This is a genomic window from Nostoc sp. DedQUE07, from assembly GCF_034530975.2.
Lineage (GTDB): Bacteria > Cyanobacteriota > Cyanobacteriia > Cyanobacteriales > Nostocaceae > Nostoc.
In genome coordinates this window covers 14539-26473 of record NZ_JAVRCC020000058.1, presented here as the reverse complement: position 1 = coordinate 26473, position 11935 = coordinate 14539, and the positions used below count along the sequence as shown (strand labels likewise).

Annotated in this window: 10 protein-coding genes; all 10 read left to right on the top strand. The window is 42.8% G+C overall.

Annotation, left to right across the window (positions count from 1 at the left end):
- The first annotated feature begins 6 nt into the window (after window positions 1–6).
- Window positions 7–1086: a bifunctional chorismate mutase/prephenate dehydrogenase gene (gene tyrA / locus RMZ95_RS28935; protein ID WP_322686286.1), complete on the top strand. Its 1080-nt coding sequence runs from the start codon at window positions 7–9 to the stop codon at window positions 1084–1086.
- Between the two features lie 12 nt (window positions 1087–1098).
- On the top strand, window positions 1099–1743 hold the full coding sequence (locus RMZ95_RS28930) for a DsbA family oxidoreductase (RefSeq protein ID WP_322686287.1): 645 nt from the start codon (window positions 1099–1101) through the stop codon (window positions 1741–1743).
- The gene (locus RMZ95_RS28925; RefSeq protein ID WP_322686288.1) at window positions 1740–2936 is read left to right on the top strand and encodes a 3-dehydroquinate synthase; all 1197 of its coding nucleotides are present in this window, start codon (window positions 1740–1742) and stop codon (window positions 2934–2936) included. Before RMZ95_RS28930 ends, RMZ95_RS28925 begins: the two co-directional genes overlap by 4 nt.
- A 357-nt stretch (window positions 2937–3293) precedes the next feature.
- Window positions 3294–5486 (top strand): anthranilate synthase, encoded by a 2193-nt coding sequence (locus RMZ95_RS28920; RefSeq protein WP_322686289.1) that lies wholly within the window; start codon window positions 3294–3296, stop codon window positions 5484–5486.
- A 144-nt stretch (window positions 5487–5630) separates the two neighbouring features.
- Window positions 5631–6464 (top strand): indole-3-glycerol phosphate synthase TrpC, encoded by an 834-nt coding sequence (gene trpC, locus RMZ95_RS28915; protein WP_322686290.1) that lies wholly within the window; start codon window positions 5631–5633, stop codon window positions 6462–6464.
- A 369-nt stretch (window positions 6465–6833) separates the two neighbouring features.
- Window positions 6834–7667, top strand: coding sequence for a tryptophan synthase subunit alpha (gene trpA / locus RMZ95_RS28910; RefSeq protein WP_322671113.1), 834 nt, complete (start codon window positions 6834–6836; stop codon window positions 7665–7667).
- Between the two features lie 200 nt (window positions 7668–7867).
- Window positions 7868–9091: a tyrosinase family protein gene (locus tag RMZ95_RS28905; protein WP_322686291.1), complete on the top strand. Its 1224-nt coding sequence runs from the start codon at window positions 7868–7870 to the stop codon at window positions 9089–9091.
- A 53-nt stretch (window positions 9092–9144) separates the two neighbouring features.
- Complete coding sequence (gene trpB / locus RMZ95_RS28900; protein ID WP_322671115.1) at window positions 9145–10374, top strand: tryptophan synthase subunit beta; 1230 nt, start codon at window positions 9145–9147, stop codon at window positions 10372–10374.
- Window positions 10375–10460: 86 nt separating this feature from the next.
- A complete protein-coding gene (locus RMZ95_RS28895; protein ID WP_322686292.1) occupies window positions 10461–10616 on the top strand; it encodes a hypothetical protein in 156 nt (51 codons plus the stop codon).
- Between the two features lie 5 nt (window positions 10617–10621).
- Window positions 10622–11797 (top strand): anthranilate phosphoribosyltransferase, encoded by a 1176-nt coding sequence (gene trpD, locus RMZ95_RS28890; protein ID WP_322686307.1) that lies wholly within the window; start codon window positions 10622–10624, stop codon window positions 11795–11797.
- Window positions 11798–11935 lie beyond the last annotated feature (138 nt).

The window sequence follows — 11935 nt, the reverse complement described above, 5'->3', positions numbered from 1 at the left end:
TGACAAATGATAAATTCAGATCGGCTGAAAAAAACTGACCAAAGGTTGATCGCCTTATTGAGCGATCGCATATCATTATTAGCAGCATCAGAACAACCTTCTCTAGATGAACAACTGGCTGATGTCGCTCCCCTGCTCGCCCAAGCTGGTATTCCTGAGTCTGTTTGGGCAAGTTTGCTAAATAGTTGTCATGCCAGTTTGATTCCTAAATATAAAACAAATCATGTCACTCCCCGACAAATTACCATCATCGGTGGACGCGGCAGGATGGGAAAATTATTTAAAGAGCAACTTTCGCTAGTAGGTAATAATGTTAGCGTCCTCGAATCCGAGGATTGGGAATACGCAGAGCAACTATTAAGTCAGACAGAATTAGTTTTAGTCAGCGTTCCTATTGAACATACAGTTGATGTTATCAAGCGTGCAGCTAAATACCTCGCCCCAACTACCGCTTTGTGTGACATTACGAGTATTAAAACACAGCCAACTCAAGCAATGCTCGAACACCATTCCGGGCCAGTGATGGGTTTACACCCAATGTTTGGGCCAAATATCAAATCGTTTTTTGGACAAAAAGTAGTAGTGTGTCCAGGTAGAAACGATGATTCATTTCAATGGTTTTTAGACTTTATTAAAAGCCAAGGTGGAGAGTTAATTGTTTGTACGCCTGAAGAACACGATCGCATGATGACGATCGTTCAAGCAACGCAACATTTCTGTAGATTTAGTCTTGGCATTTTCTTAGCAGAAGTAAAAGTGGACATAGAGCAGAGTTTAACAATGTCAACTCCTAACTACCGTCAAGAAATTGACATTGTTAAACGTTTGTTTTCCCAAAACCCTCACTTATGTGTGGATATTATGCTCGCTACAGAAGAAAGGTGTGATACAATTAGCTTTTTAGCTGATACTTATAGCCGTTTGGCGAAACTAGTAGCAAAGAAAGACAAAGACGCATTAATTCAAGAATTTGAAAAGGCTCAAAGTTTTTTTGAAGAGAAAATCAACACTTTTATCCAGCCTTTAAATACAATGGCTATCCAAAGAGATTTTCAACCAAAAATTCACACAAATATTAGCATTTAAATCCACAAAAATATGCTGATAGACATATTTCACGATACTGTTTGTCCTTGGTGCAGAATTGGGAAAAAACATCTGTTTGATGCACTAGCACAACAGCAAGAACAAAAAGTACATATTCGCTGGCATCCTTTTCTTTTAGATAATACTGTTCCTGCCGAGGGATACGAATTTCGCAGCTTTATGCAAAATAGAAAAGGTATGAAAGCGAAAGAAATACAACAGATATTTGATAGTACGCAACGCGCAGGTGAGGCGGCTGGAGTTAAGCTAAATTTTGATAAAATCCGTTTGGCTGTCAATACTAAGCTTTCTCATCAACTGATTGCACTTGCACCCGCAAACGTAAAAAACGATGTCGTCGAAGCTATATATAAAGCTTACTTTGAAGACGGTTTGAACATTGGAGATATTGACGTTATTGTTGCCATCGGTACAGCGTATCAGATGAATGCTAGCGAATTAAAGTTGCAATTAAACAATCGCGCGGTGAGTGATGCAGTTATTGCTGAATCAACATTTGCTCGGTTAAATGGCATCAACAGCGTGCCGTTCTTCGTCATCAATGACAAAGTTAAGGTAAATGGTTCTCACTCGGTAGAGGTATTCCTGGAAACTTTGAATCGTGCTGCACTTTTAGATATACCTGCAAAAATATGATAGTTGACATCAAGCAAAAAAGTAGATTAATTCATCAAAGTGTTTCGGTTACTTTTAATTACGAAGTTTACTTCACCCACAATTTATTTGAGTTAAAAAATCCTACCTTAGCCCAAGTGATTGGTGCGGATGAGGAGACAAAGCCAAAGAAATTAGTTGCAGTAATAGACGCAGGAATATTAAAGTATCAACCTGAATTGGTGAAGCAATTAGTCGCGTATACCAAGTTTTATGCAGAGGTACTAGCGATCGCAGCCGAACCGATGATAATTTCGGGGGGAGAAGCTGCTAAAAACGATCGCACTTTATTAGAGCAAATCCAGCAACAGATTGAAGCCGCCGGATTATGTCGCCACTCTTATGTGTTAGCGATCGGGGGCGGGGCGGTATTAGATTTGGTAGGATATGCAGCCGCAACTGCTCACCGGGGAATCCGGCTAATTCGGGTGCCGACAACGGTGTTAGCGCAAAATGATTCTGGGGTTGGTGTAAAAAACGGCATCAATGCTTTTGGTAAAAAGAACTTTCTTGGCACATTTGCGCCACCTTATGCAGTTATCAATGATTCTGCCTTTTTGACAACCCTAGACGATCGCGATTGGCGTTCTGGAATCGCAGAAGCAGTCAAAGTGGCGCTGATTAAGGATGCTAGCTTTTTTGATTTTATCCACTCTCACACCGCAGCTTTGAGGCGGCGAGATATGGATACTATGCAACAGGTTATCTATCGTTGCGCTCAATTGCATTTAGAACATATTGCCAATGGCGGCGATCCTTTTGAGATGGGTTCGTCTCGTCCCCTGGATTTTGGACATTGGGCGGCTCATAAACTGGAGCATTTGACAAATTATCGCTTACGTCATGGCGAAGCAGTTGCGATCGGTATTGCTTTGGATAGCACTTATTCTTATTTGGCAGGATTGCTGGATTGTTCGGAGTGGGAACGGATATTAAATAGTTTATCGGCGTTGGGTTTCACGTTGTATGTGCCAGAACTAGCTGAGAAGTTATCACAATTGGAAGATCCTCATTGTTTGTTTCGGGGTTTGACTGAATTCCGCGAACATTTGGGGGGAGAGTTGACTTTGACGCTGTTGAAAGGGATTGGAAAAAGAATTGAGGTTCATGAGGTGAATTTGTTGTTGTATCGGCAAGCAATATCTCTGTTGCAGGAAGTGAGGGGGGAATTTTAAACGCAGAGGGACGCTGAGGGAAGCGCAAAGGAACGCAGAGGTTTTATGAGGCGATTTACTACTTTTGGGGGAGGCGGATTTTTTTTATAGGGTTGTTGGTAAATGTACTAGAAAAGCAGTATAAAAAGCGAATAAATTGACACCCAATCGAAAAATTATTCAATGTCTTATCTGCTTGATATCTAGTATTGTTAAATAAGAAGCAAAAAGTTTTTGATTACATCTTTTAAAAAGAATATGTTGGCTTGGATGGATAAAAGATTATCTAAGTCTGTTCTAGGTTTGAAAATAACTACTAATAATGATTAATGGTTGCTGCTTAATGATTGACTAACAAATATTCTAGAGAAATTACTCATGGTTTTTGATTCACGTTCCTACAATACTCTCGGCGGTGTAAGTGTTTCTCGCTCCATCACTGAAGTTAAGATGGACACTGCCCTCGATGATATTCTGTTCCATTTAAATTCTCAGCGTGGAGGATTGCTAAGGAGTAGCTACGAATATCCAGGCAGATACAAAAGATGGGCGATCGGATTTGTCAATCCACCGTTAGAGTTGACTACCCAAGGAAACTCTTTCACTTTGATAGCGTTGAATGAACGCGGTCAAGTACTTTTACCATTTCTTGTAGAGAAACTATCCCAGTCAGAACAACTTGAGAACATCACCCAAGAAAATAACAATATTGTCGGCTTTATTAAAGCTACAAAAAAATTATTTACTGAAGAGGAACGTAGTAAACAGCCTTCATCATTTACCGTTGTCCGTGAAATTCTATATACTTTCTCTAGTCAAGAAGACGAGCATTTAGGCTTGTATGGTGCGTTTGGTTATGACTTAGTTTTTCAGTTTGAACCAATTACTCAACATCTAGAACGTCCTACAGATCAGCGCGATTTGGTGCTTTATTTGCCAGATGAATTGATTGTTGTTGACTATTATCAGCAACGTGCATTTCGTTTCCAATATGATTTTAAAACAGCGCATGGCAATACCAAGAATCTTCCCAGAACTGGTGAGTCTGTAGATTATCGCGGCAAACATCTTTTACCAAATCAAACTGCTGACCATCAAGTAGGCGAATATGCGAAAAAAGTTGAGGTTGCACTCGATTATTTCCGCAGAGGCGATTTATTTGAAGTTGTTCCTAGTCAAAACTTTTTTGAAGGCTATGAAGACGAACCCAGCAAGCTATTTAATACCTTAAAGGAAATAAATCCCAGTCCTTATGGATTTATTTTTAATTTAGGTGGCGAATATTTGATTGGTGCATCTCCAGAAATGTTTGTGCGGGTTGAAGGTAGGCGGGTAGAAACTTGTCCAATTAGTGGCACTATTAGCCGGGGACAAGATGCTCTTGACGATGCGGTGCAAATTCGCCAGTTACTCAACTCTCATAAAGATGAAGCTGAGTTGACCATGTGTACTGATGTCGATCGCAATGACAAATCCCGAATCTGCGAACCTGGTTCGGTAAGAGTCATCGGTCGTCGCCAGATTGAATTATACAGCCACCTGATACATACAGTAGATCATGTTGAGGGTACACTGCGATCGCAATTCGATGCTTTAGATGCCTTTCTTTCGCATACATGGGCAGTTACAGTCACCGGCGCACCCAAAAGGGCAGCAATAGATTTTATTGAACGGCACGAAAAGAGCGCCCGACGTTGGTATGGTGGAGCAGTCGGCTATTTAAATTTCAACGGGAATTTAAATACTGGCTTAATTCTGCGGACAATTCGATTAAAAGATTGCATCGCCGAAGTGCGAGTCGGTGCTACTGTCCTTTATGACTCCATACCTCAAGCAGAAGAACAAGAAACAATTACCAAAGCTGCTGCTTTATTTGAAACGATTCGCCGTGTAAAGCAAACGAGTCAGAAAATTGATAAGTCTGGTTCTCTAAAATTAAGCAAACAGATTCCAGGTGTAAAATCTAGCAAACGCATCTTATTAATAGACTACGAAGACTCATTTGTTCATACCCTAGCCAATTACATTCGCCAAACTGGTGCAAGCGTCACCACACTGCGTCATGGTTTCTCGGAATCATTATTCGATACAGAACGCCCTGACTTAGTTGTATTATCTCCTGGCCCTGGTAGACCAAGTGATTTTGGAGTTTCCGAGACTGTCGGCGCCCTTCTGCATCGCCAAATTCCGATTTTCGGAGTTTGTCTGGGACTGCAAGGCATCGTTGAAGCTTTTGATGGCGAATTGGGAGTTCTTAACTATCCTCAACATGGGAAATCCTCACGAATTTTCGTCACCGATTCCAATTCTGTCACCTTCAACAACTTACCAGAATCCTTTGCAGTGGGTAGATATCACTCATTATTTGCCCTACCGCAACGTTTGCCAAAAGAACTCAAAGTAACAGCGATTTCTGATGACGACGTAATTATGGGCATTGAACATCAAACACTTCCCATCGCCGCCGTTCAGTTTCATCCAGAATCAATCATGACTCTAGGTGGAGAAGTCGGTCTGAAAATCATTAAAAATGTGGTGCGTGCATATACGCAATCATTAGTTAGGAGTTAGGAGTTAGGAGTTGAGAGTTGAGAATATGGAATTTGGAATTTGGAAACTGAAATTCTTAACTCAAAAACTCATAGATAACTCATAATTAACAACTAATAACTCTTAACTCCTAACTCCTAACCTCCCCACTCCCCCAAGCAGTTTATGACTAACCAAGTTGCCCCTCCCCGCCATCTTCTTGAAGAAATTGTGTCGCATAAAAGGCAAGAAGTTGCACAAATGCAGCAAGAACTGCCTTTAGCCTCCTTGCGACAACAGTTAAATACAGCCCCGACTGTGCGAAATTTCTTGACTGCTTTGCAAGATAATCCCAATCAACCTAGTTTAATTGCTGAAGTAAAAAAGGCATCACCTAGCCGTGGGGTTATCCGCGCAGATTTTGACCCTGTTGCTGTTGCTCAAGCTTATGAACGAGGTGGTGCAGCTTGTTTATCAGTCCTAACTGACGAAAAATTCTTTCAGGGCGGTTTTGATAATCTGCGAAAGGTGCGTCAACAAGTTGCATTACCTTTACTGTGCAAGGAGTTCATCATTAACTCCTATCAAATTTATTTAGCACGGACAGTAGGCGCAGATGCAGTATTGTTAATTGCAGCTATTTTATCAGATCGAGAACTCCAAGACTTTTTGCGAGTAATTCACGATTTGGGCATGACTGCGCTAGTAGAAGTCCATACCTTAGCTGAACTAGATCGAGTACTAAAGCTTGATAACCTAAGTTTAGTAGGAATCAACAATCGCAATTTAGAAGACTTTACCCTTGATTTAGGAACTACGCAGCAACTTTTAGCAGAGCGTCAACAACAATTACAAAGCTTAAATATCACCGTCGTCAGCGAGTCTGGACTGTATACACCTGCTGATTTATCTCTTGTCGCTGAGGCTGGCGCACGTGCAGTTTTGATTGGCGAGTCTTTAGTTAAACAAAGCGATGTAGAACAAGCTGTGCGTGAGATTTTACTAATTCGTAATTCGTAATACTTCGGCTACGCTCAGTACAAGTTCGTAATTCGTAATTGGTAAATCTAAAAAAATGAAGCTCTGATATTCATTCGCGAGTATAAAAGACTCGTTAACGGAGATAAAAGCCTCATTCACGAGTATCAAAGCCTCGTTAACGGAGATAAAAGCCTCATTCACGAGTATCAAAGACTCGTTAACGGAGCAAAAAGCCTCATTCACGAGTATCAAAGCCTCGTTAACGGAGATAAAAGCCTCGTTAACGGAGATAAAAGCCTCATTCACGAGTATCAAAGACTCGTTAACAAAAAATTTAGCATGGGCATCGCTAATTGCTAAGTGTAAATTATTCTAAAACTATTAAACAATCATTAACTATTTTTCAGCATGACCTCTATTTCCGATTCCTTTCAAGCTTTACGCGATCGCCAACAGTGTGCTTTAATTCCTTTTATCACAGCAGGCGATCCTAACTTAGAAACTACTGCCGAAGCCTTACGCATCTTAGATCGCAACGGTGCTGACTTTATCGAGTTGGGCGTTCCCTACTCCGATCCTCTCGCAGATGGGCCTGTGATTCAAGCAGCAGCAACCCGCGCTTTACAAAAAGCCACGAAATTAGAGCAAGTGCTAGAGATGTTGCACATAGTCATTCCTAGCCTAAAAGCGCCGATAATTCTATTTATGTACTACAATCCCATTTTGCATCGGGGTATTAAGTTGTTTTTGGCGCAAATTGCTGTTGCTGGGGTGCAGGGATTGGTAGTACCAGACTTACCCTTAGAAGAAGCAGAAGAATTAATTCAAACTGCTGCCTCTTTTGGAATTGAGGTAATTTTACTCGTCGCTCCTACCAGTTCTCAAGATAGAATTGTTGCGATCGCTCGTCAATCTCAGGGTTTTATCTATCTAGTTAGTGTTACAGGCGTTACAGGTATCCGCGCTCAAATTCAAAACCGCGTAGAGCATTTAATTACCGAGTTGCAAAGCGTCACCAATAAACCCATCGGCGTTGGTTTTGGCATCTCCGCACCAGAACAAGCACATCAAGTCATGGAATGGGGTGCAGATGCAGTGATTGTTGGCAGCGCCTTTGTCAAACGTTTAGCTGAAGGTAGCCCAACAGAAGGATTGCAAGCCGTGGAAGAATTTTGTCGAGAACTTAAAGCAGCCATCACAAAAAGTCAGCGCAAAAATCCATCTCTTCAAGAGGTGGGATAAATTCATCCGCAGACCTGGGGAGTATACACAAGTCAAATTACCCCCCTTAATCCCCCCTTGTAAAGGGGGGAAACAGGAATCTAGTTCCCTCCCCAATACATACGGGGAGGGTTAGGGTGGGGTAAAACCAGGTGAGTAAAGTATTTCAGACTTGTGTATACAACGTAGCACCCCTCTGCTCCTCTTATTCCATTAAGACAATGAAACTACTGCTGAAATCGGTCAAAATATTAATTTATAGCTTACTTATAGTTAGCAGCTGTGCCCTTACAGTCTTCGCCCACGATCGCCTTGACAAGGGACAATACAAATACCATTGGAATCATAATCTTCCAGGACAATACGCTCACCTAGCTGTAAGAAAGAACGTAACTGACCTAACATCAGCAGAGAAAACAGCCTTCGTTAAGGCTATCAAAACCTTAAAAACTGTCATACCCCCAGGTAGCAAGGTTAGTATTTACGACCAATTCGTTGCCATACATATAGGGGCAACACGCTTGATTCACAATCATAAAGGACATTCCGATGGTTCCGTCCAAGAACTTGCTCATGAAAATGCCGCATTTTTCCCTTGGCATCGAGAATATATCCGCAGATTTGAACAAGCACTGCAAGCAGTAGACCCAACTGTTACTCTCCCATACTGGGATTGGACAGACGCCAAAGCACTTGATGTAATTTTTAATGATGACTTTCTTGGTTCTAACGGTCAAGGAGTAACCATCAAAATTCCAAATCAAGGAAACTTTACAGGCGGCGCTGTATCTGGGGCTTTTTCGGCTGCAAATGGCTGGGTGATGAATCCAGCATTAAATATTGACCCAGAAACCCAAACATCATTAGGTACATCACTTGTCCGCTTTCTCAGACTACCTCCTGCCAGTGATTATCCTGTGCCCAAAAAAGATGTTGAGCGTGCCCTCCGCCTGAATAACTATTCTCTATTTCGCCCTGCTTTGGAAGGATTCATCTCTGTAGATGAGCAGGGTAAAGTCACCCCCGGAGGATTTATACACAATTACATTCATGGTTTAGTCGGTGGGGCACAAATAGACGCAAGCACAACACCCATAAAGTTTAAGGGTCTAGGTACTATGGGCAATATCCCAAGTTCGCCTTATGACCCAGTGTTTTGGTTGCATCATGCCAACGTAGACCGCCTCTGGGCTGAATGGCAAGAAAACAGTCATCAAGGTAGCGATTTTTATCCTGCCAATGGTCAACCTTACGGGCACAACCTTAAAGACCTAATGTGGCCTTGGGACGGCGGTATGTCTACCCCCAAAGCTACAGCGTTAGGAGATTTACTCTCGCTATTACCAAATTTTAACTCTGACGATTTGGTGCGCCCTATAGACGTTTTGAATCACCAAAAACTGGGCTATACCTACCAAATCTGGGAATGGAAAACCCAAAGATGATTCAAAGTTAGAACCAGAGTAAAAAATACTTGAACATGAAAGGATTTTAACCAATGGTAAACATACTAAACATCAATACTGCAACTGTACAACCAGATTCTTTGGGCAGATTTGGAAAATTCGGCGGTAAATATGTCCCGGAAACCTTAATGCCTGCATTAAGTGAATTGGAAGCGGCGTATCACCAATATTGCAATGAGCCGAGTTTTCAAGCAGAATTGCAAAACTTAATGCGTGATTATGTAGGACGACCCAGCCCATTATATTTTGCTGAACGCCTGACAGCTCATTACGCTAGACCAGATGGCACGGGAGTGCAAATTTATTTAAAGCGCGAAGATTTAAATCATACAGGCGCTCACAAAATTAATAATGCTTTGGCTCAGGTGTTACTCGCTAAACGCATGGGTAAGCAACGGGTGATTGCAGAGACAGGTGCAGGACAACATGGCGTAGCAACTGCAACTGTGTGTGCGCGATTTGGTTTGAAATGTGTGATTTACATGGGCGTCCAGGATATGGAACGCCAAGCCCTGAATGTGTTTCGCATGAAATTAATGGGTGCAGAAGTTCGTCCAGTGGAGGCAGGTACAGGAACTCTCAAGGATGCAACTTCGGAAGCAATTCGAGATTGGGTGACGAATGTAGAAACAACCCATTACATCCTCGGTTCCGTTGCTGGGCCTCATCCCTACCCGATGATTGTGCGTGACTTCCACGCGGTAATTGGTGTAGAAACTCGCGCTCAATGCCAAGAAAAATGGGGAGGATTACCAGATATTTTACTGGCTTGCGTGGGTGGAGGTTCCAACGCGATCGGCTTATTTAATGAGTTTATGCATGAACCTTCGGTGCGCCTAATTGGAGTCGAAGCTGCGGGTGAAGGTGTAAATACAGAAAAACACGCTGCAACCTTGACAAAAGGTAAAATAGGTGTATTGCACGGTGCCATGAGCTATTTACTGCAAGATGATGATGGTCAAGTCATCGAAGCTCATTCAATTAGTGCCGGATTAGATTATCCAGGTGTTGGGCCAGAGCATAGTTATTTAAAGGATCTTGGCCGCGCCGAATATTACAGCGTTACCGATAAACAGGCGTTAGATGCATTCCAAAGACTTTCCCAACTAGAAGGGATTATCCCAGCTTTGGAAACAGCTCATGCGATCGCTTATCTAGAAACCCTTTGTCCACAGTTAACAGGCAATCTCCGCATCGTCATCAATTGTTCCGGCAGAGGTGACAAAGATGTGCAAACTGTCGCCAAAGTCCTAATTCCTTAATTTTTTCTTGTCGTCATTTGTCATTTGTTATTTGTTATTTGTTATTTGTCATTTGTCATTTGTCCTTTGTCCTTCGTAAATGAACAATGACCAATACAACTCTTAGAGAGGCTGCGCCAACAGCTTCTCTACCAGGCGCTGTTTGCGTTCTCTCAGTACAAATGACCAATGACCAATGCTCAATGCCCAATGCCCAATGCCCAATGCCCCATGCCCCATGCCCAATGACAAATGACAAATGACCAATATGATCGCTATAACTCAAACTCAACCTGAAAACATCTCCATCCCTTCTGAGTTCTACAACTGGCCAGCTTTATTGCAACAGTTGCTAAATCGCCAATCCTTGACGGTTTCCCAAGCTGCGGATTTGATGCAAGGTTGGCTCACAAATGCCATTCCCGATGTTCTATCAGGAGCGATTTTAGCCGCAATTCAAGCTAAAGGCGTCTCTGCCGAAGAATTAGTCGGCATGGCCACCGTCTTACAATCCCAAAGGCTAGGGACTGGGGACTGGGGATTAGGGACTGGGCAAGAGTTTTCCCAATCCCCAATACCCAGTACCCAATCCCCAATACCCAGTCCCCAGTCCCCAGTCCCCTTAATTGACACCTGTGGAACTGGTGGAGATGGTGCTTCAACCTTTAATATTTCCACTGCTGTTGCCTTTGTGGCCGCTGCTGCTGGGGTAAAGGTTGCCAAACATGGCAATCGTTCGGCATCCAGCAAGACTGGTTCGGCGGATGTGCTGGAAGCTTTGGGTATAAATCTTAACGCCACTCCTGAAAAAGTACAAGCGGCAGTTGGCGAAGTTGGAATCACCTTTTTGTTTGCTCCTGGTTGGCATCCTGCACTAAAGGCGATCGCAACTTTGCGAAAAACTTTGAAGGTGCGGACTGTTTTTAATTTACTCGGCCCGCTAGTAAATCCCATGCGGCCGACAGGGCAAATTATTGGTGTCAACGACCCGCTTTTACTAGAAGAGATTGTGCAAGCCTTATCCCAACTGGGATGTCAGCAAGCGATCGCCCTCCACGGACGGGAACGTTTAGATGAAGCGGGTTTGGCAGATGTCACTGACTTGGCTGTACTCCAAGATAAAAAAGTCCGCTCTCTAACGCTCAATCCTCAAGAACTAGGTTTGGGTTTTGCACCGACTGCGGCGTTGTGCGGTGGAGATGTCCAAGAAAATGCCCAAATCTTGAAGGCAGTTTTGCAAGGTAAAGGCACTCAAGCGCAACAGGATGTAGTCGCTTTAAATACAGCCTTAGCCCTGCAAGTTGGTGAAGCTATTGATGGGGAAACTGATGTTTTAGCAGGTTGTGTTAAAGGTATTGCCCTTGCCAAGGAAATTCTCCAAAGCGGTGCAGCTTGGACAAAACTAGAACAACTTGCAGAATTTTTGCATGAATCACCAAGGTAGGGGCACAGCATTGCTCATGCGTGTCAACTTAAGCCAAAAATAGCGTACTGATTAGGCGTTGTTCACCCGCCAGGGAATATAATTCCCTGACTAATTGCTCAAGTCTACTGAAGTAGACTGAAAATTTTCGCGCTCTTT

Bases quoted from the DNA above. Each gene is read 5' to 3' on its own strand.
- tyrA (WP_322686286.1), top strand. From the start codon at position 7: ATGATAAATTCAGATCGGCTGAAAAAAACTGACCAAAGGTTGATCGCC.
- RMZ95_RS28930 (WP_322686287.1), top strand. From the start codon at position 1,099: ATGCTGATAGACATATTTCACGATACTGTTTGTCCTTGGTGCAGAATT.
- RMZ95_RS28925 (WP_322686288.1), top strand. From the start codon at position 1,740: ATGATAGTTGACATCAAGCAAAAAAGTAGATTAATTCATCAAAGTGTT.
- RMZ95_RS28920 (WP_322686289.1), top strand. From the start codon at position 3,294: ATGGTTTTTGATTCACGTTCCTACAATACTCTCGGCGGTGTAAGTGTT.
- trpC (WP_322686290.1), top strand. From the start codon at position 5,631: ATGACTAACCAAGTTGCCCCTCCCCGCCATCTTCTTGAAGAAATTGTG.
- trpA (WP_322671113.1), top strand. From the start codon at position 6,834: ATGACCTCTATTTCCGATTCCTTTCAAGCTTTACGCGATCGCCAACAG.
- RMZ95_RS28905 (WP_322686291.1), top strand. From the start codon at position 7,868: ATGAAACTACTGCTGAAATCGGTCAAAATATTAATTTATAGCTTACTT.
- trpB (WP_322671115.1), top strand. From the start codon at position 9,145: ATGGTAAACATACTAAACATCAATACTGCAACTGTACAACCAGATTCT.
- RMZ95_RS28895 (WP_322686292.1), top strand. From the start codon at position 10,461: ATGACCAATACAACTCTTAGAGAGGCTGCGCCAACAGCTTCTCTACCA.
- trpD (WP_322686307.1), top strand. From the start codon at position 10,622: ATGATCGCTATAACTCAAACTCAACCTGAAAACATCTCCATCCCTTCT.